Origin of the sequence: Methyloceanibacter sp. (assembly GCF_041573655.1) — a bacterium.
GTDB lineage: Bacteria > Pseudomonadota > Alphaproteobacteria > Rhizobiales > Methyloligellaceae > Methyloceanibacter.
This window is the reverse complement of the sequence record NZ_JBFFQD010000016.1, coordinates 1-24,089: the sequence shown is the minus strand read 5'-3', so window position 1 is coordinate 24,089 and position 24,089 is coordinate 1. Positions and strand designations below refer to the sequence as shown.

The window sequence follows — 24,089 nt, the reverse complement described above, 5'->3', positions numbered from 1 at the left end:
CTCATCTAAAGCCGCCAAGCGGCGTGGATCGCCGCGATCCCGCCGGTCAGGTTCCGATAGCGCACGCGCTCGAACCTTGCATCTCTTATCATCTGCACGAAGCGTTCCTGATCGGGAAAGCGTCTTATGCTTTCCACCAGATAGCGGTAGGACTCCGCGTCGCCAGCGACAAGCTGGCCAAGCTGCGGAATGGCATTCAAGGAATAGGCGTCGTAGAGCGTGTCGAGCAGTGGCATCTCGACGCTCGAGAATTCCAAGCACAGGAACCGCCCGCCGGGCTTCAGCACGCGGAAGGCCTCGCAAAGCACCTTATCGATATGGGTGACGTTGCGGATACCGAAGGCAATCGTATAGGCGTCGAAGCTGCGGTCTTCGAAGGGGAGGTTTTCGGCATTGGCTTGCACGAATTCGAGGGCCCTGCGCCCGCCAGCGCGCGCCTTCCCCGCCTCCATCATCTCGGCGCTGATATCGCAGATCACGGCGCTGCCGCCCCGCCCCGCCGCATCGAGAAAGCGGAAGGCCACGTCGCCGGTGCCGCCGGCCACGTCGAGCAAGGCAAAGGGCGTTTCGCCCTTGGGCGGAGCGAGCGCGCCGATGAGCTCGTCCTTCCATAGGCGATGGAGCCCCCCGGACATCAGATCGTTCATCAGGTCGTAGCGGGGTGCGACCTTGGAAAACACTTGGTTTACAAGGCCTTGGCGCGCGCCCTCGGCCACGCGGGCAAAGCCGAAGCTCGCCTCAGTGTCCCTGGGGGCTGTGTCTTTGTGGTCTTCGGGCATGGCAGCGGACAATAGCCTAAGCCAAAAGTTCAGGCTATTGTTGCAGTGCAATGAGGTTATTCTGCGCTGCAATATGCAGGGACGGCCATGCCTGAGCTTCCTGAAGTGGAGACCGTCCGCCGTGGGCTGGCGCCCATTCTCGTGGGCAACAGCTTCGCCCGCGTGGAGCAGCGGCGTCCCGATCTGCGCTTTCCTTTGCCCGAGCGGTTCAGTGAGCGGCTGCAAGGGCGGACGATCGAAGCGCTCGACCGGCGCGCGAAATATCTCTTGGCCCGGCTCGACGACGGCGAGGTTCTGATCATGCATCTGGGCATGACGGGGCGCTTCGCCATCGACAAGGCGAACGGCGTGGGCGCGCCAGGCCGCATCGCACGCGCGCCGGCTCAAACACCGAAGCACGAGCATATTGTCTTCCATCTGCGCGACGGCTCGGCGGTGCGCTACAACGACGTGCGCCGCTTCGGGATCATGGATCTCGTTCCTTCGAGCTCCCTCGACAGTCACGCATTGTTCAAAAGCCTCGGGGTGGAACCTCTTGGCGATGCGCTGACCTCCGAATGGCTCGCGGGAAAGCTCAAAGGCAAAGCCACGTCGATCAAAGCCGCCCTGCTGGATCAGCGGCTGATCGCGGGGATCGGCAACATCTATGCGTGCGAGGCGCTGCATCGCGCGGCCATCTCACCTCTCAAGCTCGCCGGTGCGCTCACAACAAAGACCGGCAAGCCGACAAAAAAGACGGACGCGCTCGTTCGGGCGATCAAGGCGGTGCTGGAAAGCGCCATCAAAGCCGGCGGGTCGTCGTTGCGCGACTATCGCCACACCGACGGCCGGCTCGGACGTTTCCAGCATCGATTCAAGGTCTATGGCCGCGAGGGCAAGCCGTGCCCACGGACGGGATGCGGCGGCACGGTCCGCCGCAACGTTCAAAGCGGCCGTTCGACCTTCTTCTGTTCAACCTGCCAAAAATGAGGGACTGACATCCATGCTTGCCGAGGACATCGCACAAGGCGAGGAAGCGCCCGCCCAGAACCCTTATCAGACGTTGATCGTCACGCGAGAGGGCAAGGTCGGGCTGATCACGCTCAACCGTCCCAAGGCGCTGAACGCGCTCAATACGCAGCTCATCGGAGAGCTGAACAAGGCCTTGAAGGCATTCGACACCGATCCAGAAATCGGCTGCATCGTCATCACTGGCAATGAGAAGGCGTTTGCCGCCGGCGTCGACATCAAGGAGATGCACACCAAGTCGTTCGTTGAGGCGTATGGCAGCGACTTCTTGGCGCCGTTCGACAAGATCAACAATATCCGCAAGCCCATCATCGCCGCGGTCGGCGGGTATGCGCTCGGCGGCGGCTGCGAGCTTGCCATGTGCTGCGACATCATCCTGGCTGCCGACAATGCCGTGTTCGGTCAGCCGGAGATCAATCTCGGCATCATGCCGGGCGCAGGCGGGACGCAGCGCCTGACGCGCGCCGTGGGCAAGGCCAAAGCGATGGAGCTGTGCCTCACCGGACGCCAGATGAATGCCGAAGAGGCGGAGCGCGCGAGCCTGGTGAGCCGCGTGGTGCCTGCCGGTGAGCTGCTCGGCGAGGCCATGAAGGTCGCGGCCAAGATCGCCAATCTGTCCCAGCACGCGGTGATGATGATCAAAGAGGCGATCAACCGCGGGTTCGCCACGACGCTCGCCGAAGGCACGCGCTTCGAGCGCGGCCAGTTCTACTCGCTGTTCGCGACCGAGGACCAGAAGGAAGGCATGACCGCCTTCATCGACAAGCGGAAGCCGGCCTTCAAGAACCGCTAGGAGCCGGTGAGGCTTGCCCTTCGCCGCACGATCTTCCAAGCTCTTGGGAAGGGAGTTCGCCGATGCGCGGGAAGGTGACAGTCATTGCGTTTCATCGAGCCAAGCCCGGCAAGGAGCGCGCCTTACGCGAGACCCTGCTGGCGCTGTGTGGTCCGACGCGCGTGGAGAAGGGCTGCATAAATTACGACCTCCATGTTTCCGCCGATGATCCTAGCCTTCTGGTCTTCCACGAGAACTGGGTCTCCAAGGCGGATCTCGAGGCGCACCTCGCCTCCCCGCATATCGACGCCTTCCGGGAGATTGCCGGGGAACTGCTCGCCGAACCCCCTGACATCACCCTATGGAGCGAGGCGGAGGCTTAAGGGCCCTCCAGGAGCCTTCGGGCGCCTCGGCGCCATAGTTGACGCTTTGGGGGGCGCTCGGTATAGAGCACTCAAATTTCGCGTTTCCGGCACTTTTGAGAGCCGCAAAACGGCGAACCGAAAGTAGCCCTCAAGGACCCTAAATATGGCCAATACCAAGTCGGCGAAGAAAGCCGTTCGCCAGATCGCCCGTCGCACCGAAGCCAACAAGGCTCGGCGCAGCCACATGCGCAGTTCAATCCGCAGAGTGGAGGAGGCGATCGCGACAGGCAGCAAGGAGGCCGCTCAGGCAGCCTTGAAGGAAGCCGAGCCGATCATGGCGCGGACGGCCCAGAAGGGCCTGCTCCACCGCCGTGCCGCGTCCCGCAAAGTGTCCCGCCTCGCCAAGCGCGTCAGCGCGATGGGCGCGTAGCCGGACCCGCTCAAAATCACACGCGCAATATTTGTTGCTTAAGTGCCACAGCGTTTGCACGCGTGTCTGCGCGCGCGTTCGCGCTTCATGTCAATTTGACGACTATTTCAATCGCTTGACGATTGGCAGCGCCAACATGACAGATTGGTTTTCCACCAACTTCCCTCTGAAAAAAAAATTTGAGGTTGCACTGCCTCCAAAAGCCCTGTCCGCAGAGGGATCGGCCCTCTAGCTCCGTCGATTCGCGCTTTCGACACAGAGGCTTGCGGATCGCGCGTAGTCGGACCGCTTACTGATCAATACTGTCGCTCGCGCCCCTTGCATACGCTTGATTGCTGGGGTTTCCGTGTGTATAGTCTGGTTAACCGAACGGGGAAGTCCCCTCCTTACAATTGAGTATCTTGGCCTTGGCGCTTGCTGGGATAGGTTTTATTTGTCTTCGCAGTAAGGGGGGATGAACATCTTGTGGAATGCTTATGCGTAATCTGTGAGTATTTCGGGTGTAAGTTTCGTGAAGTCAGCACGAATTGTGGTTGGCACCGAAACTGTTCTTAAGACGTGCTCAAACTTTTGCGGGAGGAGGCTCGATCTTGGGCGCGCAGTCGGATGAAAACCCGGTCGACGAGGTTGATGTGGCAACGGCCTGGAATGGCCTCAAGGCAACCCCTCGATCACAACTCGTCGATGTGCGCACCCGTGCGGAGTGGACCTATGTAGGGATCCCCGATCTTGTGCCGTTGGGAAAGCGGACTGTACTCGTTGAGTGGCAAACCTTTCCCGATCAGTCCGTGGATCCGCGCTTTGCCGAACGCCTTGCCAATGAGTTGACGGCGCTCGGTGTCCAGTTAGACGACGACCTCTTCTTTATTTGCCGTTCGGGTAGCCGGAGCTTGGCCGCGGCCAAGGCGATGGCAGCGGCTGGGTACCGTGCGTGTCACAACGTGTCAGAGGGGTTCGAGGGACCGCTCGACGACGCAAGGCATCGCGGGGCCCAATTGGGTTGGAAAGCGATTGGACTTCCCTGGCAGCAAAGCTAGGGACCGATCGAATGGGACGGTTGTGGCTGTCCGCGTCGATCAAGTTGGCTGCTCAAGTAACATGCGTGCGGTGCGTAATGGCGCGACAAAAAATGAACAGGAAAGAACAACACCGTGGCAGAGGCACAAGCACGGGCTCATCACGAGCCAGAGGAGCAGTGCGCACCAAGCGAAGCTTGGACGAGAGTAAAGGCCCGCTTACGTGGGGAAGTGGGGGAGGACGTCTACGCAAGCTGGTTTAAGGGCGTGGAGGTCCAAGAGGTGGGCGAAGGCGTTGTCCATCTCACCGTGGCGACACGTTTTTTACGGAACTGGCTGCGCACCCACTACTACGAATCCGTCTTGAGGCATTCGCGCGGCGAGTGGCCCGCGGCTGAACGCCTTGAGTTCACGGTTCGGCAGCCGCATTTTGCGGTCGAGCCGGTCAAGGACCCGCCACGCGTACAGCGCGCGCCGGCGCCCGCCGCAAACGACCGGACGCTCCTGCCGATGCCGTTGCGCACCGGCTATGAGGGCTTCGAAGGCTCGCCCCTCGACCCGCGCCTCAGCTTCTCCAGTTTCGTCGTGGGCAACACGAACAAGCTGGCGCACGCAGCGGCACAGCAGGTCGCACACGCTTCGTCGAGTCCGCAGTCTTCATTCAATCCATTGTTTTTGCACGGTAATGTCGGCCTGGGCAAAACCCATTTGTTGCACGCCATCGCCTGGGAGGTCACGCAGCAGAAGCCCGAGGCCGAGGTGCTTTACCTCACGGCCGAGCGCTTCATGTCCGGTTTCGTGCAAGCGTTGCGGGCGCGTGATGCACTGGCCTTCAAGGAGAAGCTCCGCAACATCGACATCTTGCTGATCGACGACATGGAGTTTCTGCAAGGCCCGACCATCCAGCAGGAGTTCTGCCACACGCTGAACTCACTGATCGACGGCGGACGGCAAGTGGTCGTCGCGGCCGATCGCGCGCCGACCCATCTCGACAAGCTCGACATGCGCATGCGCTCACGGCTTGGCGGCGGGCTCGTGGCCGAGATCAAGGCCATGGACTACGATCTGCGGCACAAGATTCTGGAGAAGCGGGCGCAAGAGGCCTGCACCGAGACGAACGGACTGGAAGTATCGGACACCGTGCTCGCCTTCCTTGCCGAACGCCTGAGCGAAAGCGGGCGGGAGCTCGAAGGCGCAGTTCACCGCCTTAGGGCGAGCTATCAGCTCACCGACGAGCCGGTGACGATCGCCATCGCCGAGCAGATCGTGCGCGATCTGATGCGGGGCGCGGAGCCGCGGCGGGTGCGTATCGACGACATCCTACGGACGGTGTCGAAGCATTACGGCGTCAACCGCGGCGATCTCCTGTCTGGACGGCGCAACCGCTCGATCGTGCGGCCGCGTCAGATCGGCATGTATCTCGCCAAACTCCTGACCTCCCGCTCTCTGCCGGAGATTGGGCGGCGGTTCGGCAACCGCGATCACACCACGGTGCTGCATGCGATCCGCAAGATCGAGCAGCTGATGAGCGACGACAACCAGCTTCGCGAGGAGATCGAACTGTTGAAGCGTCTGCTGCGCGACTAGGGGGAAAGGCAGGAGGGGCCTTGCGCTTTGGCCTGAGGCCTCTCCCCTGCTCTTGCAAATTTCGCGGCGTCGCGCCAAGTTCGACTGGGCTTTCCGCCCGTTTTCCCTAGGCCTCCACCAAGGCCGGACCGGAGCAGAAAGATGCTTCTGGCTGGGAAACACTCGGCGAGAAAACGAACCAATTTTCGGGGTATTCTCCAACCATGCGCCTCACCATCGACAAGCCCGGTCTGGCCAAGTCGCTCGCCCACGTGGCGAGCGTGGTCGAACGGCGCAACACCATCCCCATTCTTTCGAATGTGCTGCTCACGGCGGACGCGAACGAGCTGAAGCTGACCGCGACCGACCTCGACATGGAGCTCGTGGAACGGGTGGCCTGCACCGCCCAAGGCGACGGCGCGGTCACCGTGCCAGCCCATATGTTCTACGACATCGTCCGCAAGCTGCCGGACGGCGAGATCGAGCTCAATCGCGATGCGGAGCAAGAGCGTCTCGTCATCACCAGCGGTCCCGCGCAGTTCTCGCTACAAACGCTTCCCGCCGACGATTTTCCGTCGCTCAGCGTGGAAGACCTCGACCATGCCTTCAAGGTCCCGGCCGGCGATCTCAAGCGGCTGATCGAGAAGACGCGCTTCGCCATCTCCACCGAGGAGACGCGCTACTATTTGAACGGCATCTATCTCCATGAGGCCAAGGGTGAGAGCGAGGGCAAACCTACGCTTCGGGCCGTGGCCACGGACGGACACCGTCTGGCGCAAGTCGAGTTGCCGCTGCCATCAGGCGCTGCCGGCATGCCCGGCGTGATCGTGCCGCGCAAAACCGTGCAGGAGCTCTCCAAGATCGTGGAGGACGAGGACGGCGAGGTGACCATTGAGCTGTCACCGTCGAAGATCCGCATCGCCGCTGGCCGCGTGGTGCTGACCTCCAAACTGATCGACGGCACCTTCCCCGACTACGAGCGCGTCATCCCGCAAGGCAACGACAAGCAGCTCGAGGTGGACAACGAGACCTTCTCGAAGGCCGTGGACCGGGTGTCGACCCTGTCCAGCGACAAGGGCCGCGCTGTGAAGCTCGCGCTGGCCGACGGCACGCTGACCCTGTCGGTGAACAATCCCGAATCCGGCAGCGCCACTGAGAAACTTTCTGTCGAATACGAACACGATCCGCTCGAGATCGGGTTCAACGCCCGCTACCTGCTCGACATTTCCGATCAGTTGGAGGGCGAAACGGCCGAGTTTCATCTGGCCGATCCGGGATCGCCGACCATGGTGTGCGACGTAAAGGATCCATCGGCGCTTTATGTCCTCATGCCGATGCGGGTATGAACGCAACGCCGCGGCAGCACACACCCGAGGATGCGCACGCGTCCCAGCCTGACCTGACGCGGCTTTCCGTCCGCACGTTGAAGCTCACCAACTTTCGCAACTATGCAAGCGCGCGCCTCGATCTCGATGCGCGGCCCGTGGTGCTCACCGGCGACAACGGCTCGGGCAAGACCAACCTGCTGGAGGCTGTGTCGTTGCTGGGTCCCGGCCATGGCTTGCGGGGCCGCCCCTATGTCGAGCTTGCACGCAAAGACGGGGACGGCGGATTTGCCATCGCCGCCACGGTGATGACGCGGGCTGGGGAAACAGAAATCGGTACCGGGCTGCTTGCCAGTGCGCGCGAAGAGGGCACGGGCCGCACGGTACGCATCAACGGCAAGGACCATAGCGCGGGCGCCCTCGGCGAGTATGTGAAGCAGGTCTTCCTCATCCCCGCCATGGACGGACTGTTCACGAGCGGCGGATCGGAACGGCGGCGCTTTCTCGACCGCCTCGTGCTTTCCATCGACCCGCTGATGCGCACGCCGCTGAACCGCTATGAACGGGCCATGCGCCAGCGCAACCGGCTGTTCCAGATGCGGGAGCATTCGCGCAGTCTCTTCGAGGGCCTGGAGGAGCAGATGGCTGAAGCCGGGGTCGCCATCGCCGCCGCGCGGTACGACGCCGTGGAGCGGCTCACCGGCCTGATCGAGGAGACACGAGAAGCCCAGGGCGAAGGCCCCTTCCCGCACGCGGTGCTGGCGCTTCACGGCACGCTGGAATCGGAGCTGACCGAGCGGCCCGCAACGGAGGTTGAGGACGTCTTTCGCATCCTGCTGGAGGACGGCCGGGAGCGGGACCGTGCGGCGTCGCGGACCCTTGAAGGTCCGCACAGAAGCGACCTATTAGTGGTTCACGGGCCTAAGAACGCGCCCGCCGCCCAGTGCTCCTCCGGCGAGCAAAAGGCCCTTCTGCTGGGTCTCATCCTCGCCAAGGCCGAGCTCATCAAGTCGCTCGAAGGCAACGCCCCCCTTATCCTCCTGGACGAGGTCGCGGCCCATCTCGATGCGGCCCGCAGGGAAGCCCTTTTTGGCGAGATTTTGCGGCTCGGAGTGCAGGCCTGGATGACCGGAACGGATAAGGAGCTTTTTTCGCCGATCGCCCAAGACGCCCAAATCTTTGCTGTGAATCAGGGTAATATCGAAGCCTGAATCAGGGGCCTCTCGGGCCTCCCAAAAAGACCCATTACTGCGACCTTCAAGAACACCTCAGGACACCATGACACCAGCTGCCAAACGCAAAGCTGAAGCTGCCGCAGACTACGGCGCAGAGTCGATCAAAGTGCTGAAAGGCCTCGACGCCGTGCGCAAGCGGCCGGGCATGTATATCGGCGACACCGACGACGGCTCCGGCCTGCACCACATGGTCTACGAGGTGGTCGACAACGCCATCGACGAGTCGCTCGCCGGCTATTGCGACGAGATCAACGTCATGCTCAACGCCGACGGCTCGGTGACCGTGGAAGACAACGGCCGCGGTATTCCCACCGAGATCCACAAGGGCGAAGGCGTGTCCGCGGCCGAAGTGATCATGACGCAGCTCCACGCCGGCGGAAAGTTCGACCAGAACTCCTACAAGGTCTCCGGCGGACTGCACGGCGTGGGCGTGTCGGTGGTGAACGCGCTGTCGAGCATGCTGGAACTCACCATTTGGCGCGACGGCAAAGAGCACACGATGCGCTTTGCCGACGGCGTGCCCGAGGTGCCGCTGAAGCCCATGCGCGACTCGCAAGGGCGGACCGGCACACGCATCACTTTCGTGCCGAGCACGAACACCTTCACCATGGTCGACTTCGATTACGCGACATTGGAGCATCGCTTGCGCGAGCTCGCGTTCCTGAACTCCGGCGTACGCATTATCCTGTCGGACTTGCGCGGCGTCGAACCCAAGACCGAGGAGATGCACTACGAAGGGGGTTTACGCGCCTTCGTGCAGTTCCTCGACCGCACCAAACATCCGCTCATCAACGAGCCGGTTGTCGTGGAGAAGACGCAAAGCCGCATCACGGTGGAAGCGGCCTTGTGGTGGAACGACAGCTACCACGAGAACGTCTTGTGCTTCACCAACAACATCCCGCAGCGGGATGGCGGCACGCATTTGGCCGGCTTCCGCGCGGCGCTGACCCGCACGGTGAACACTTACGCCGCGGCGTCCGGCATCGCCAAAAAAGAGAAGGTGGCGCTCACGGGCGACGATGCGCGCGAGGGACTCACTTGCGTGCTTTCGGTGAAGGTGCCCGATCCGAAATTCTCCAGCCAGACCAAGGACAAGCTCGTCTCCTCGGAAGTGCGCCCGGTGGTCGAGAGCGTGGTGGCCGAGCGGCTCTCCCAATGGTTCGAGGAGAACCCGGGCGAGGCACGCAATATCGTGCAGAAGATCGTGGAAGCGGCGGCCGCGCGCGAAGCGGCGCGCAAGGCCCGCGAACTCACGCGGCGCAAGGGCGCGCTGGACGTGGCCTCGCTGCCCGGCAAGCTTGCCGACTGTCAGGAGCGCGATCCGGCCAAGTCCGAGATCTTCCTGGTCGAGGGCGACAGCGCCGGCGGCAGCGCCAAGCAGGCGCGCGAACGCGCGTTCCAGGCGGTACTGCCCTTGCGCGGCAAGATCCTCAACGTGGAGCGCGCGCGCATCGACAAAATGCTGTCGAGCGCGGAGATCGGTACGCTCATCACCGCGCTTGGCACAAGTATCGGCGATGAGTTCGACCTAGCGAAGCTGCGCTATCACAAGATCATCATCATGACGGACGCCGATGTCGACGGCTCGCACATCCGTACGCTGTTGCTCACCTTCTTCTACCGGCAGATGCCGTCGATCATCGAGGCGGGCCACCTCTATATCGCCCAACCGCCGCTCTACAAGGTGAAGCGCGGGAACCATGAGCGCTATCTCAAGAACGAAGATGGTCTTGAGGACTACCTCATCGGCGAGGGGCTTCAGGACACCGTGCTGACGACCGGCGAGGACGCCGCGCGCGGCGGCGGGGACTTGCGCGACATCGTGGAGCAGGCGCGGCTCGTTACGGGCATCCTGCGTGGGCTGCATAGCCGCTATCCGCGTTTCGTCATCGAGCAAGCGGCCATCGCGGGTGCCCTCAGTCCGGACGTGCTGAAGGACACGAAGCAGGCGCAGGCCGCGGCGGCCTATATCGCCAAGCGGCTCGACTCGCTGTCGGAAGAGACCGAGCGCGGCTGGCACGGCGAAGCGCTGCCCGAAGGCGGACTTCGCTTCTGGCGCGAGCTGCGCGGCGTGATGGAGTCTCATCTGATCGACGGGCCGTTCATCGCCTCCGCCGATGCACTGAAGCTCGATCAGTACGCCCCGCACCTGCAAGAGGTCTACGCCAAGCCGGCCACCCTCAAGCGAAAAGACACGAGCCTGGAAGTCCACGGGCCCTCGGAACTGCTCGATGCGGTGATGGAGACCGGACGCAAGGGCCTTACGCTCCAGCGCTATAAGGGCCTTGGCGAAATGAACGCCGACCAGCTCTTCGAGACGACGCTCGACGTCGATACGCGCACCATCCTCCAGGTGAAGATCCGGGAGGGTGAGGACGCCGACGACATCTTCTCGCGGCTGATGGGCGACGTGGTCGAGCCCAGGCGCGAGTTCATCCAGGAAAACGCCCTGGAAGTTGCCAATCTGGACGTTTAGCGGCGCCTCCTACGCCTCCATTCCTTAACGCTGTGGCAAGGCGGGCCCCTTAAGGTTTCCGCGCGAAGAGCCTTGCGATTCACCATTTTTGGTGGCGAGGCTCACCTTCGAGTTCAGTTGAGGCGTTGAGTTGAGATGAGCGGCGTGCGGCGAAAGGCCAAACCCCAAGGCAGGAGCAGCAAACCGGCGGGCTCGCGTGGACCCACGCGGCGCCGGCCACCATCGAAGCGGCGCCCTTCCAGCCGGCGTCCCAAGGGCCGCTTTGCCCGCCTAAGACGCACCGCCCGGGCGCATCCTTACCTCTTCAAAGCCCTCCGCTTCAGCCTTTTAGCTGCGATCTGGGGCACCATCGCGCTCGGCGGAGCGGTGGTCTATTTCATTTCCCAGGTCCCCGATCCCCTGCTCGCCACCCTCGACGACCGTCCGCCCAACGTTACGGTTCTGGCCGCCGACGGCACCGTTTTGGCAGAGCGGGGTTTGCGCCGCGGGCATATCCGCGTGGACGTGCTTCCCGATCACCTCATCAAGGCGGTGATGGCGACGGAGGACCGCCGCTTCTACCATCATCTCGGCATCGACCCGGTTGGCCTCGCGCGCGCCAGCTACCGAAATTTCACCGCGGGCACCGTCGTCCAGGGTGGCTCCACCATCACCCAGCAGCTTGCCAAGAACCTGTTCCTCAAGCCGGACCGCACGATCACGCGCAAGTTGGAGGAACTCATCTACGCGGTGTGGCTGGAGCAGCGCTTCTCCAAGGACGAGATCCTCGAGCTTTACCTGAACCGCGTCTATTTCGGCGGCGGTACTTACGGCGTGGAGGCCGCGGCCCGGCATTATTTCGGCCGCTCTGCACGTGACGTTTCGCTGGCGCAGTCGGCGATGCTGGCTGGCCTTCTCAAGGCGCCCTCACGCTACGCACCGACCCGCAGTGTGCGTGCGGCGAGCACGCGTGCCCAGGTCGTGCTCGACAACATGGTCGAGGCGGGATTCATCACAGAGGCGACGGCCCGCAAAGTCGCCGCGCAGCCTCTGAAGCTTCGCGCCAAAGGCGATGATACGGGCTTCCCTTACGCTGTCGACTGGGTGGCGGAGCTGCTGCCCGAATATGTCGGCGAGAACGACGGCGCACTTGTCGTAAACACGACGGTCGACGCGCATCTGCAACGCGCCGCGCAGGAACGCCTGCGCAAGCTGCTCGACACCGAAGGACGTAAAGTGAAAGCCGGCCAAGGCGCCGTGGTCATCCTCGACCCCGCATCGGGCGCGGTAATGGCGCTGGTCGGCGGCCGGTCCTACAAAGCAAGCCCTTACGACCGCGCTCTGAAAGCCCTGCGCCAGCCGGGCTCTGCCTTCAAGCCCTTCGTCTATCTCGCGGCGCTGGAAAGCGGCTACACGCCAGACTCGGTCGCCTATGACGGTCCGGTCAATATCCGTGGCTGGCAGCCGAAGAACTACACGAACAAGTACAAGGGCAAGGTCACGTTGCGCTACAGCATGGCGCACTCGCTCAACACGGTCGCCGTCAAGCTGACCTCCGCGGTCGGGCCAGAGCGTGTGGCCCACACGGCGCGGCGTCTCGGCGTCAATTCAAAACTTCATACGCAGCCATCCATCGCCCTCGGCACGGCGGAGGTGACACTGCTGGAACTCGCCGGCGCATACGCCCCGTTTGCCAATGGCGGGAAACGCGTTCTGCCGCATGTTATCACACGCATCCGCAACGGCGAGGGCAAGACACTCTACAAGCGCCGGAAATCCGTTACAGGACAAGTGGTTGCGCTCCACAACGTCGGCGCCATGAACGACATGCTCAACACCGCGCTGGTGCGCGGGACCGGCAAGCGCGCAGCCATCCCCAAACACATGGCCGGGGGCAAGACCGGCACCACCCAGAATTCACGGGATGCCTGGTTCGTCGGCTACACGGCGCATTACGTGGCGGGCGTGTGGGTCGGAAACGACAACGGCAAGCACATGAAGAAGGTCACCGGCGGCACACTGCCCGCCTCGCTATGGCACGACATCATGCTCTCTGCACATGAGGACAAGCGGCCCTTACCGCTCCCGGGTGCACACAGCCGGCGGCCGCGTGAGGAGACCATCGCGGTGCGGCTGCCGTGGCCATCGCAAACGGCCAAAGCCCGCGACGACGCGACGGAGCGTCCCTTCTACCAACGCGTCTTTGGCTTCTTCGGCGGCGGGTAGAACTCTTCTGCTATTCGATGCTGTCCGCAGGCGAGGTGCCTTGCGAATGATGCGGCATGGCCTCCGCCCCGTAAGCATGGAGGTTGGAGCCGTATTTGCCCAGCCAGTCCCGCGCCTCCTCGTGCCGCGGCATGGTGCGCGCGACAACCGCCCAAAAGCGCGGCCCATGATTCATGTGGGCGAGATGGGCAACCTCGTGCGCGGCGAGATAGTCGAGCACGAAGGGCGGCGCCAGGACGAGCCGCCACGAGAAGGACAGCGCGCCGGTCGTAGAGCATGATCCCCAGCGCGTCGTCTGATCGCGCACGAAGATACGCTTCGGCTGCAGGTTCAGGCGCCTGGCATGAATGTCCACTCGCAGCTTCAGATCCAAATGGGCCTGGCGCCTCAGCCAGTCCAGCAGCCGGCGGGGCGCGTGTTCGTCCTCTCCGGAGATATGCAGGCGCGGCAGGCGCTCTTTGGCGACGCGCGCGCCGACTGGCCATGCGGGCGCGATCATTGCGTCCTCCGGGTCCTCGACCCAGACTACGCCACGGCGGCGCACGGGGCCGGCGAAACGCAAGAGGTGGGCGAGCCCGCGCAAGGGAATGACGGCGCCGTCGGTGAACGGCACTGGCTCGGGCAGGTCGGCGACCCGCTCCTTGAGCCAGTCCAAATGGCGTGACAGGAATTCGTCGGCATCGGCGAAGCTGGAATAGGCCGGCATGGTCAGGACCGCGCCGCGCCGTGCCTCGCTGACTTGAAGGCTGAACCGCCTGGCCCGCGTGCTGCGCCGCAGCAGCATCGGAATTTCCAAGCCCTGAATTTTGACCTCGATCGTCTCACCCCGCCCGAGATTGAGCCGCTTCAGCATCCCCGTCTCCCATACGCCACACCTTGAGGGCTACCCGAATCTGCGCCTTCAGCGTAGCACAGGGGCTCGCAAAAACGCTCGCCTGTGGTTTAGGCAACGCGGCTCAAGGCCCGTCCCAGAGCGCTTTTGCGGCGCTGGTGAGCCCGGATAAAACGACGGATTTCCGGCAAAATATCCGACCGGAAGCGCGAACCATTAAAAACGCCGTAGTGGCCGACGCCAGGCTGCAAATGGTGGGCGCGGAGACCGTCTGAGAGTTTGCTGCACAATGTTTGGGCAGCCTCAGTCTGGCCGATCCCGGAAATATCGTCCTTCTCGCCCTCGACCGTCATGAGCGCGACCCGCTTGACTTTCGAGGGGTCCACGGGCGTGCCCCGATGGCGCATTTCGCCCTTGGGCAGCTTGTAGTCGAGGAACACCGTCTCGATGGTCTGAAGGTAATACTCGGCCGTGAGGTCCATGACCGCGAGAAACTCGTCGTAGAACTCACGGTGCTTGTCGGCGGAATCGCCGTCGCCGCGGATCAGGTTATGGAACAGATCCCGGTGGGCGGTCAGGTGCCGGTCGATATTCATGCCCATGAAGCCGGAGAGCTGGAAGAAGCCCGGATAGACGAGCCGCATCATGCCGGGATACGGCCAGGGCACCTGGGTGATGACGTGTTGGCGGAACCAGCTCAGCGGCTTACCGTCGGCGAAGCGATTGACGGCTGTCGGGCTCTGCCGCGCATCGATGGGACCGGCCATGAGGGTCATGGAGCGGGGCACGGCGCGGTCCTTCTGCGCCTCCATCAGCGACACGGCGGCGAACACCGGAACGGTCGGCTGACAGACCGCCATGATGTGCACGTCGCCCTCGAAGGCTCTCAGAAACTCCGTGATGTAGTCGATGTAGACGTCGAGGTCGAAGGCCCCTGCGGCGCGCGGCACGAAGCGCGCGTCCTGCCATTCGGTGACATAGACGTCGTGATCGGGGAGGAGATCGCGAACTGTGCCGCGCAGAAGCGTCGCGAAGTGACCCGCCATAGGCGCCACCACGAGGACTTTCGGATCTTTTCGCCGGCGCGAACCCATCAGGTCCCGCTCGAAGTGCACGAGATTGCAGAACGGCTTCGACAGGACGGTGCGCAGCACGACGCCCACCTCCCGCCCGTCAACCTCGACCGTGTCTATCCCCCAGGCGGGCTTTCGGTAGCGGCGCGTCGAACGCTCGAACAGTTCGAGCGCGGCCGCGGCACCGCGGCCAAGCGCTGTCCGCGAGGCCGGGTTCAGCGGATTGCGCCACATCAAACGATAGGCTTCCGCCGTGGCGCGCGCCGGATGCAGCGCAGCCTGATTCAGCTCGTAGAGGTGGTACAGCATGATCGTCCCTCCGACTCATCAACAGTCTAATGCTGCATCGCGGAATCAGGTGGCGAATTTTTGCTGCAGTGCAATGACAGATGGCCGCAGGGGACATGCGCCGCGCGGCTATAGGTAGCGGCGCAAGGTTTCCGCCATTTTTTTAGGCGGCGTCCCATAAGGAATGTGCGTGACGAACGCGCCGTCCGGACCCATGAGGTAAACGAGCGCGGAGTGGTCGATGCTGTAATCTTCGCCCATGCTTTCGTCTTGGAACTTCTGGTAGGTCACGCGGTAGGCCTTCGCGGCCTTCTCGATCGCCTCGGGCGAGCCGGTGAGTCCGACAAAGTTCGTGCCGAAATTTTGCACATAGGCCGTGACAGCCTCGGGCGTGTCGCGCTCCGGATCGAGCGTGATGAAAATGGGGACAACCTTGTCTGCGTCCGCCCCGAGATCCTCCAGCGCCGCCGACATGACTTGCAGCTCGGCCGGGCAAATGTCCGGGCAGTGCGTGAAGCCGAAGAACACCAGCATATAGCGGCCGCGGAAATCCTTGTCGGTGACCGTCTTGCCGTCCTTGCCGGCGAGTTCGAATGGTCCGCCGATAAGCGCCTTGCCGCTCGTCACCACCCGCGTCCGTTGCGCATCGGTGTTGAGCAGCATCACGGCGCCGAGCAATGCGCCAATGACGAAGCCGCCAAGGATCACCAGAAGCAAAGGCCGTCGCATGCTTACTCCCCAAGCTGAAGCAGCGTGCCGTTCTCGCGGGCGCTACTGAGAAACCAGCTGAACGTGGCGTAGCCCGCCACGAGATAGATCGCGTTCAGGCCAAGCGCCCACCACAGATCCGCCGGATCGAACGTGCCGTGCAGCAGAATTGAGCGCATGCCCTCAAAAACATGGGTCGGCGGAAGCGCCAAGGCGACCGGCTGAAGCCAGTCAGGCAGAATCGAGACGGGATAGTAGACGCAACACAGTGGCAGCAACAGGAATGCCAGCGACCAGGCCAGTTCCTCCGCGCCAAGCCCATAGCGCAAAATGACGCCGGCGGCGATGAGCCCGAGCGACCAGCTCGTCAGCACCAGTACGAAAAAGAACGCCGCGAGCGCCAGGCCGAGATCGAGCAGGTTGAACCCGAAGAAGAGAAATGCGGCGATGGAAACCGGTACCATGCCGACGGAGAGCCGGATGATGCTCCACACGGAAAGCGCGGCGACCAGCTCGAACGGCCGCAACGGGCTTATCAGCAAATTCCCCAAATTGCGCGACCACATCTCTTCGATGAAGGTCGTGGAGAAGCCGATCTTCGAGCGGAACAGAATGTCCCACAGCAAGACCGAGCCGATCAGCACACCGGCGGCTTGCGCGTAGGGGTTCTCCGTGCTCGCCAGATATTTCTGCAAGAAGCCCCATGAGAGCATCTGGAGGAACGGCCAGTAGATCAGCTCCACGATGCGGACGCCGGAACTGCGCAACAGATACATGTAGCGGCGGACAAGCCCGGCGATGCGCCGTAGCGATGCGCGTGCGCCGCGCGGCGGCAGAAGAACCGGCTCGGTCGCATCTATGACACTGGGGACGCTCACGACGCCAGACTCTCGGGCACCGCCTGCGCATTGCGGCCACGTACGACATCGAGGAATACGTCTTCCAATGTCTGCCGGCCATGGGCTTCGATGAGCGCCTGCGGCGTCTCGTCTTCGATGATGCGCCCGGCCTGAAGCAAGATCACGCGGTCCGCGAGCCGCTCGACTTCGGCCATGTTGTGCGAGGCGAGCAGCAGTGTCGCTTTGCGTTCCCGCGCATAGCTCTTCAGCTTGCGCCGGACCCAGTCTGCCGTGTCGGGATCAAGCGAGGCAGTGGGCTCATCGAGCAGCAAAAGCTCAGGCGCATTGAGTAATGCCTTGGCAAGTCCGACGCGCGTCTTCTGTCCGGCAGAGAGCTTTCCGGTCTGCCGGCCGAGTAGATCCTCGATCTGCAGATGTTCAGCGACATAGCCGATCCGCTCGCCGGCGTTGGCGATCCCGTAGAGTTCGGCATAGACCGTGAGGTTCTGCTTCACGGTCAGCCGGGCCGGAAGATCCACATAAGGACTTTGGAAGTTCATGCGCTGCGCCACGCTGTAGCGGTCGCGGGCCATGTCCGCGCCGAACACACGCACCTCGCCCGCCGTCGGCTTGATGAGCCCCAGCAACATGGCGATGGTTGTGGTCTTGCCGGCGCCGTTGCCGCCGAGCAGTGCGACAGTGGCCCCGGGCTCGACGGTAAAACTAATGTGATTGACGGCCATAACCGTGCCATAGCGTTTGGTGAGATCGCGTACGGCGACGGGGAGGGGCACGTTCGCGCCCACCTCAACACTATCTTTCGAGAGATTTCGGGCCGTCTCGTTCATTTCTTTGCACTGCGCGCCTGCTTTGTCGGAATTATGATTTCCCGCCACATGCTAAGGTTCACCTATGGCTGCACTCGACAATAGTCAAACCGCCGACGCTGGCGGCGGACCGGAATGGTTGCGCGCTGTCGACAGCCGGTTGCGCTTGCATACGATCGTGCGTCTGCGCTGGCTCGCCGTGCTCGGTCAGAGCCTGACGGTGATCTTTGCCTACTGGGTGCTCGGCCTCAACGTGCCGATCGGTTGGTGCTTCGCGGTCATCGCAGCGTCGGCCTGGCTCAATGTGGCGTTACGCATCCGCTACCCGTCGAGCCACCGGCTGAAAAGCAACCACGCCTCCCTCATGCTGGGCTATGACGTTCTCCAGCTTGCCGCGCTTCTGTATCTCACGGGCGGCCTGGCGAACCCCTTTGCCTTCCTGCTCATCGCACCCGTCACGGTATCCGCTTCGACCTTGCCGATACGGATCACGGTGGCGCTGGGCATCCTCACCATTATCGCGGCGAGCGTACTGACCAAGTACCACTACCCGCTTCCCTGGTTCGGCGGCGAGAGCCTTGCCCTTCCGCTCATGTACGTCTTTGGGGTCTGGGCGGCAGTGGTCGCCGGCATTCTGTTTATCGGGCTCTACTCCTGGCGCACGGCCGAAGAGGGCCGGCGCATGGCCGAGGCCTTGGCAGCCGCCGAGATGGTGCTCGCGCGTGAACAGAAGCTTTCCGCGCTGGACGGCTTGGCTGCGGCGGCGGCGCATGGGCTCGGCACGCCCCTGGCCACGATTGCCGTGGTGACCAAGGAGCTCCTGCACGACACAAAAGGGGACGATCCTCACTTCGACGACCTGACCTTGCTCCGTGCGCAAGCCGAGCGCTGCCGCCAGATCTTGAAGGAACTTGCCGAGCACGGCGAGCAACTCGACATCATCGTCTCGCGCTTGCCCGTCAGCCACTTGATCGACGAGGTGGTCGAGCCGCACAGGCTCATGGCGGTCCCCATCGAGATTACGGCCAGACCGGTGCCCGGCACCGAGCCGGGCGCACCTGCGGCGCTCGAGCCTGTCACGCAACGCAATCCCGGCGTCATCTACGGTCTCGGCAATCTCGTGGAGAATGCGGTCGACTTCGCCGCGACCAAGGTCGATGTCGAGGCGGATTGGTCGACGGACGAGGTGCGCATCGTTATCGCCGACGACGGCGAGGGCTTTCCGCCCAACGTTCTCGAGCAGCTTGGCGAGCCCTTCGTCACGACGCGGCCCGGTAAGAGCTGGGGAGACGAAGAGCCGGACGAGCATATTGGCATGGGCCTCGGCTTCTTCATCGCCAAGACGTTGCTCGAGCGGTCGGGCGCACGCCTAGAGCTTGCCAACTGTCCAGAACCGCAGACCGGCGCCGTGGTGACCGTGGTCTGGCCCCGCGCGAAGTTCGAGCGAGCCGCGAGCATAGAGCCGGACACACCCGCGCCGATCCTGTGATTTTCGGCTTTCGTACCGTTCTTGATGCGCGGCAGCCCCAAATGGGCCTGATTTCAACTGATTCCGTTCACTTTGACGGTGCGTTGCGCAGGCCGAAGGCTTGCCACCCCACACGAAAGCGCCTACCTGTACCTCAAAAGAAATTCACTAATGCAATTGGGAGCTTACGCCAGGGTTGGGCTTCGAGAACGTAACGAGGAGTTCATCAATGGAAGCCCAGGTCTCCACCTTTTCGCCACAGGGCATGCTCATGCCACCGGAAGACAATACGCTTTTGATCGTCGACGATGACAAGGCCTTCCTCCAGCGCCTTGCACGCGCCATGGAAGCACGCGGCTTTGACGTCGAAGCAGCGGCGTCCGTCGAAGAAGGCTTGGCCTCGCTCAAGCGGCGCCCACCGGCATTCGCCGTGGTGGACATGCGACTCGACGATGGCAACGGCATCGACGTGATTGCCACGCTGAAGGAAGTTCGTCCCGAGTCCCGCGCCGTCGTGCTGACCGGCTATGGCAACATCGCGACTGCCGTGAGCGCGGTGAAGATCGGCGCGGTCGACTATCTGGCGAAGCCGGCGGACGCCGACGACGTCTATAACGCGCTAACCGCTTCGCCCAACGACAAGGCGCCGCCGCCGGAGAATCCTATGTCGGCGGACCGCGTGCGTTGGGAACACATTCAGCGGGTCTACGAGCTGTGCAACCGCAACGTCTCGGAGACGGCGCGGCGGCTCAACATGCACCGCCGAACGCTTCAGCGTATTCTCGCCAAGCGCGCGCCGAAATAATTTTCAGCGCCTTCAGCTTTTGAAACCGCAGCCGGGATCGAGTTGGTGCTGGAGGCGCAAGGCTGCAGCGTGCGCGAAGTTCAGCATCATGGCCTTACGGCGCGCGGCGTTGAGCCGTTCCTCGGCGGGCTCGCGCACGAGCTCCGCACCGTAGCGATCGGCCAAGATCAGACCGGCTGCCTCGGGAATGACCTCGCACGGAAAATCCGACGCAACGCCGAAGTAAAGCCGGTCGCAATAATCCAGATATTCGTGCCACTTCCCGTCCGTGCGGTAATCGACCAGGCACGATTTGATCTCGACGATCAACACGTCTCCCGACGGCGACAGGCCGACGACGTCGGCGCGGCGCCCGTTCGCCAGCGGCAACTCGGTGACCACGGCGTGACCCAGTGCACGAAACGTGCGGCAGACGCCACGCTGGATCGCGGCCGCCGCCTCTGACTGGCGCCCGTCCACGGAAATCAACGGATCTTGGTCGGACTGGAGCACTGGACAGCGTCCCCGGAAAATCAAACAATCGTCACGGAATTGTGCATGGTTGCGCGTTTCCTGAATAGGAACAAGCTGCTAAATCGCACGTTGCGAGTCAGACCCCCGAACCCCCACGGGAGGAACCATGAGCCTCAGTCACGCCTTCCTCGCCGAGCCCCGGCACGAAGCCCCTTCGCATGCAACATCCCTCCGCGATCGCCTGATGCAGACACGCCGCCTGTCACTTCGGCTCGCGGGCCCATTGAGCGACGAGGATCAAGTCGTCCAGGCCATGGACGATGCAAGCCCCACCAAATGGCACCTTGCGCATACCACGTGGTTTTTCGAGGCGTTCGTGCTGCCGCGCTTTTCCCCCGGCTACCGCCTATTCGATGAGGCGTTCGAATATTGCTTCAACTCCTATTACGAGGCCGTCGGACCGCGGCATCCGCGCCCGAAGCGCGGGTTGTTGACCCGGCCTTCGGCGCAGGCCGTGCGCGATTACCGCGCCCATGTGGATGCAGGCCTTGAGCGCTTACTCGAGACCGGCCTGCCGGCTGAAGCTGAGGCGCTCATCGAACTCGGCGTCAACCACGAACAGCAGCATCAAGAGTTGCTGCTGACCGACATCTTGAGCCTGTTCGCCGCCGAACCGCTCAAGCCCGCTTATCGCGAAGGCGCGCCCCGCCTTTCTGCAGGCGAGCACGCACCGCTCGCGTTCAGCGCCTTTGACGGCGGCGTGCACACTGTCGGGCACGACGGTGACGGCTTCGCCTATGACAACGAAGGCCCGCGCCACGAGCAGTTGATCCGGCCCTTCAAGCTCGCCAATCGCTGCGTCACCAATGCGGAGTGGATTCAATTCATCGAGGACGGCGGCTATCGCACGCACACGCTGTGGCTCGCCGACGGCTGGAATACGATCAATGCCGAAGGCTGGCGTGGACCGCTCTATTTCGAGGAGGCCGATGGCGGCTACATGCAGATGAGCCTTTTAGGTTTCCGCCCCGTCGAACCGGCCGCGCCCGTCACCCATGTGAGCTATTTCGAGGCGGATGCGTTCGCGCGTTGGGCCGGTTGCCGGCTGCCGTCGGAGTTCGAATGGGAGCACGCCTCGTTGAGCCTGCCCGTGACGGGCCGCGACCTCGGCGCCGACCACTTGCGGCCTTTGCCGGCCGCGAACGAGACGGGGCTAACCCAGATGTTCGGCGATGTGTGGGAATGGACGTCAAGCGCCTACCTGCCTTACCCGGGCTTCAAGGCTGCCCCCGGCGCCGTCGGTGAATACAACGGCAAGTTCATGTGCAACCAGTTCGCACTCAAGGGCGGCTCCTGCGCGACACCGCCCGGGCACGTGCGGCGGACCTATCGCAATTTCTTCTATCCTCACCAGCGCTGGCAGTTCACAGGCCTGCGCCTTGCGGCGGACGCATAGTGGCGAGCGACGTGTCGTCCCCTCAGGTCTTGTCCGCGGCGTTGCCGGCCGACGCTCCTGTCGCCGAACCTGCGCGCCGCGCGACGGAGATCGCGGAGTTTGGCGAGGCTGTGTTGAGCGGGCTCGCCAGGCACCCGCGCAGCATTCCCTCCCGCTTCCTCTACGACGCGGTGGGCTCGGCGCTGTTCGAGGACATTACTCGCCTCCAGGAGTACTACCCGACGCGCACGGAGACAGCGCTGCTGGAAGCGCACGGCGCGGGGATCGCGGCGCTTTCGGGCGATGTTCGCGTTCTCGTCGAGTTCGGCTCCGGCTCGAGCCGCAAGACCGGTCTGCTGATCGACGCTCTTACCAATCTCGATACCTATGTCCCCATCGACGTCTCCGAAGCGTTTCTCGTCGAGGCTGCGAAGCGGCTCATGGCCCAGCATGACGGGCTGACCGTGAGACCGTTGGTGGGCGATTTCACCCGACCGCACACGCTTGACGGTACGCCACACGGTGACAGGCTCGGCTTTTTCTCCGGCTCGACCATCGGGAACCTTACCCACGAAGAAGCGCATGGCTTTTTGGAGAATGCCGCGCAGCTTCTGGGACCGGACAGCGCCTTTCTCGTTGGCGTCGACCTCAAGAAGAGTCTCGACATTCTGATCCCCGCCTATGACGACGACGGCGGCGTGACCGCCTCGTTCAGCTTGAACCTACTGACGCGCATCAACCGTGACCTCGACGGCGACTTCGACACGACGCGCTTCGCCCACGTCGCGCTTTACAATGCCGACAAGGGCCGGATCGAGATCTATCTGGAGAGCCTCACCGACCAAGATGTGCAGGTCCTCGGGCAGACCTTCTCCTTCACCAAGGGCGAGCGCATCCACACGGAGAACTCACACAAATATTCGGTGCCGGAGTTCCAGACCCTGGCCGAAGACGCCGGCTGGACCCCAGTGAAAGTGTGGACCGACGAGGCTCAACTGTTCAGCCTGCATCTGATGCGGCGCGCTTAGCCGCAACATTCTGCCGGCCTTGCGCGGCGGATAACACCAGGGCATGTTGCCGCCTCCAAACACTCAAGGAGGGGGCGTGGTCGATCTTCCTGCCGGCAACGCGGTCATCGGTCAATCCGGTGGTCCGACAGCCGTTATCAATCAATCGCTGGCTGGTGTCGTCGAGGGCTTGCAGGCTGGCCTCGCCGCATCGGGCAAGGTGCGGCAGATATTCGGCATGCGCCATGGCGTGCGCGGCATCGCCAAGGGCCGAACCAAGGGCCTGGTCGATTTGACCAGCCTCACCGCGGAGCAGCTCGAGGCCGTCGCGCGGACCCCGTCCGCGGCTCTGGGCTCCACCCGCGATAAGCCCGACGATATCTACTGCGCGCAGATTCTCGAGGGCTGCCGCGACCACGACATCCGCTACTTCTTCTATATCGGCGGCAACGATTCCGCCGATACGTGCCGCATCGTCAGCGAGAAGGCGGCGGAGGCCGACTACGAGATGCGCTGCTTCCACGTGCCGAAAACGATCGACAACGATCTGCGCGAGAACGACCACACGCCGGGCTTTCCGTCCGCGGCGCGCTTCGTGACGCTCGCGCATATGGGCGATGCCCTCGACAATGCGAGCCTTGGCGGCATCAAGATCAACATCGTCATGGGCCGCAATGCCGGCTTCCTTACGGCGTCTGCCGCACTGGCGCGGGGCTTGCGCGAGACGGACCTCGACCCCGCAAGCCGGCCTGCACCGCACCTCATCTACCTTCCCGAGGTGCCGTTCATCATGGATGAGTTCCTGGCCGACGTGGACGCGGTCTACACCAAGCTCGGCCGCTGCCAGATCGCGGTGAGCGAAGGCATTCGCGACGGTGATGGCAACGAGATCGGTCCGCAGCTCATGGGCACAGGCGAGGTGGATGCGCACGGCAATGTGCAGCTCTCGGGCTCCGGCGCGCTCGGCGACGGGCTTGCGGGCGTCATCAAGAATGGCCTAACGCCGGAAGGCGGCAAGCCGCCGCGCGTGCGCGCTGACACGTTCGGTTATCTGCAGCGCTGCTGGACGGATCCCTCCGCAGTGGACGCCGCCGAGGCGCGCGGCGTGGGGCGGCATGCAGCAGCGCTTGCCGCTGAGGGCGATGCGGGCGCATCAATCACCATCGTGCGCACCTCG

The 24,089-nt window shown here is 63.3% G+C and carries 22 protein-coding genes; 15 read left to right on the top strand and 7 right to left on the bottom strand.

Translation table 11 applies throughout. The annotated features are described in order from the left end of the window. Positions 1-5: 5 nt before the first annotated feature. Positions 6-779 carry a bifunctional demethylmenaquinone methyltransferase/2-methoxy-6-polyprenyl-1,4-benzoquinol methylase UbiE gene (gene ubiE / locus ABY454_RS05705; RefSeq protein ID WP_372929219.1) on the bottom strand — a complete coding sequence of 258 codons (774 nt, stop codon included), beginning with the start codon at positions 777-779 and terminating at the stop codon, positions 6-8. 87 nt (positions 780-866) lie between these two features. Between ubiE and mutM the strand changes: the two genes are divergently transcribed. The 10 genes from mutM (at position 867) to ABY454_RS05655 (ending at position 13,177) form a co-directional block, all read left to right on the top strand. Continuing rightward, positions 867-1,748 (top strand): bifunctional DNA-formamidopyrimidine glycosylase/DNA-(apurinic or apyrimidinic site) lyase, encoded by an 882-nt coding sequence (gene mutM, locus ABY454_RS05700; protein WP_372929218.1) that lies wholly within the window; start codon positions 867-869, stop codon positions 1,746-1,748. A 13-nt stretch (positions 1,749-1,761) separates the two neighbouring features. Beyond that, the gene (locus tag ABY454_RS05695) at positions 1,762-2,580 is read left to right on the top strand and encodes an enoyl-CoA hydratase (RefSeq protein ID WP_372929217.1); all 819 of its coding nucleotides are present in this window, start codon (positions 1,762-1,764) and stop codon (positions 2,578-2,580) included. A 62-nt stretch (positions 2,581-2,642) separates the two neighbouring features. After that, entirely contained in the window at positions 2,643-2,942 is a 300-nt protein-coding gene (locus tag ABY454_RS05690; RefSeq protein WP_372929216.1) for a putative quinol monooxygenase, read from the top strand. Positions 2,943-3,087: 145 nt separating this feature from the next. Then, a complete protein-coding gene (gene rpsT / locus ABY454_RS05685) occupies positions 3,088-3,354 on the top strand; it encodes a 30S ribosomal protein S20 (protein ID WP_372929215.1) in 267 nt (88 codons plus the stop codon). Positions 3,355-3,944: 590 nt separating this feature from the next. Continuing rightward, positions 3,945-4,391, top strand: coding sequence for a rhodanese-like domain-containing protein (locus ABY454_RS05680; protein ID WP_372929214.1), 447 nt, complete (start codon positions 3,945-3,947; stop codon positions 4,389-4,391). Between the two features lie 114 nt (positions 4,392-4,505). Continuing rightward, complete coding sequence (gene dnaA / locus ABY454_RS05675) at positions 4,506-5,957, top strand: chromosomal replication initiator protein DnaA (RefSeq protein ID WP_372929213.1); 1,452 nt, start codon at positions 4,506-4,508, stop codon at positions 5,955-5,957. Between the two features lie 203 nt (positions 5,958-6,160). Beyond that, positions 6,161-7,282: a DNA polymerase III subunit beta gene (gene dnaN / locus ABY454_RS05670; RefSeq protein ID WP_372929212.1), complete on the top strand. Its 1,122-nt coding sequence runs from the start codon at positions 6,161-6,163 to the stop codon at positions 7,280-7,282. Further along, positions 7,279-8,472: a DNA replication/repair protein RecF gene (gene recF, locus ABY454_RS05665; RefSeq protein ID WP_372929211.1), complete on the top strand. Its 1,194-nt coding sequence runs from the start codon at positions 7,279-7,281 to the stop codon at positions 8,470-8,472. Before dnaN ends, recF begins: the two co-directional genes overlap by 4 nt. A gap of 67 nt (positions 8,473-8,539) precedes the next feature. Further along, positions 8,540-10,972 (top strand): DNA topoisomerase (ATP-hydrolyzing) subunit B, encoded by a 2,433-nt coding sequence (gene gyrB / locus ABY454_RS05660; protein WP_372929210.1) that lies wholly within the window; start codon positions 8,540-8,542, stop codon positions 10,970-10,972. 366 nt (positions 10,973-11,338) lie between these two features. Continuing rightward, complete coding sequence (locus tag ABY454_RS05655) at positions 11,339-13,177, top strand: transglycosylase domain-containing protein (protein ID WP_372929209.1); 1,839 nt, start codon at positions 11,339-11,341, stop codon at positions 13,175-13,177. 10 nt (positions 13,178-13,187) lie between these two features. Here ABY454_RS05655 and ABY454_RS05650 read toward each other — a convergent pair whose 3' ends face one another. The 5 genes from ABY454_RS05650 to ABY454_RS05630 form a co-directional block, all read right to left on the bottom strand. Then, positions 13,188-14,030 carry a M48 family metallopeptidase gene (locus ABY454_RS05650; RefSeq protein ID WP_372929208.1) on the bottom strand — a complete coding sequence of 281 codons (843 nt, stop codon included), beginning with the start codon at positions 14,028-14,030 and terminating at the stop codon, positions 13,188-13,190. Positions 14,031-14,119: 89 nt separating this feature from the next. Beyond that, the gene (locus ABY454_RS05645) at positions 14,120-15,391 is read right to left on the bottom strand and encodes a polyhydroxyalkanoate depolymerase (protein ID WP_372929207.1); all 1,272 of its coding nucleotides are present in this window, start codon (positions 15,389-15,391) and stop codon (positions 14,120-14,122) included. A gap of 108 nt (positions 15,392-15,499) precedes the next feature. Next, positions 15,500-16,099 carry an SCO family protein gene (locus ABY454_RS05640; protein WP_372929206.1) on the bottom strand — a complete coding sequence of 200 codons (600 nt, stop codon included), beginning with the start codon at positions 16,097-16,099 and terminating at the stop codon, positions 15,500-15,502. Between the two features lie 2 nt (positions 16,100-16,101). After that, positions 16,102-16,854, bottom strand: a complete 753-nt coding sequence (locus ABY454_RS05635; RefSeq protein ID WP_372929246.1) for an ABC transporter permease — start codon at positions 16,852-16,854, stop codon at positions 16,102-16,104. A gap of 98 nt (positions 16,855-16,952) precedes the next feature. Then, on the bottom strand, positions 16,953-17,765 hold the full coding sequence (locus tag ABY454_RS05630) for an ABC transporter ATP-binding protein (protein ID WP_372929205.1): 813 nt from the start codon (positions 17,763-17,765) through the stop codon (positions 16,953-16,955). 64 nt (positions 17,766-17,829) lie between these two features. Here ABY454_RS05630 and ABY454_RS05625 point away from each other — a divergent pair, with 64 nt between their 5' ends. Beyond that, positions 17,830-19,233 (top strand): ActS/PrrB/RegB family redox-sensitive histidine kinase, encoded by a 1,404-nt coding sequence (locus tag ABY454_RS05625; RefSeq protein ID WP_372929204.1) that lies wholly within the window; start codon positions 17,830-17,832, stop codon positions 19,231-19,233. Between the two features lie 208 nt (positions 19,234-19,441). Next, entirely contained in the window at positions 19,442-20,017 is a 576-nt protein-coding gene (locus tag ABY454_RS05620) for an ActR/PrrA/RegA family redox response regulator transcription factor (protein ID WP_372929203.1), read from the top strand. A gap of 12 nt (positions 20,018-20,029) precedes the next feature. Here ABY454_RS05620 and ABY454_RS05615 read toward each other — a convergent pair whose 3' ends face one another. Continuing rightward, positions 20,030-20,509 carry an MmcB family DNA repair protein gene (locus ABY454_RS05615; protein WP_372929202.1) on the bottom strand — a complete coding sequence of 160 codons (480 nt, stop codon included), beginning with the start codon at positions 20,507-20,509 and terminating at the stop codon, positions 20,030-20,032. 127 nt (positions 20,510-20,636) lie between these two features. Between ABY454_RS05615 and egtB the strand changes: the two genes are divergently transcribed. The 3 genes from egtB to ABY454_RS05600 all read left to right on the top strand — a co-directional run. Next, the gene (egtB, locus tag ABY454_RS05610; protein ID WP_372929201.1) at positions 20,637-21,926 is read left to right on the top strand and encodes an ergothioneine biosynthesis protein EgtB; all 1,290 of its coding nucleotides are present in this window, start codon (positions 20,637-20,639) and stop codon (positions 21,924-21,926) included. Continuing rightward, entirely contained in the window at positions 21,926-22,933 is a 1,008-nt protein-coding gene (egtD, locus tag ABY454_RS05605; protein WP_372929200.1) for an L-histidine N(alpha)-methyltransferase, read from the top strand. The genes egtB and egtD overlap by 1 nt, the downstream gene beginning before the upstream one ends. A 76-nt stretch (positions 22,934-23,009) precedes the next feature. After that, the coding region (locus tag ABY454_RS05600; protein ID WP_372929199.1) for a diphosphate--fructose-6-phosphate 1-phosphotransferase at positions 23,010-24,089 on the top strand (1,080 nt) is incomplete at its 3' end.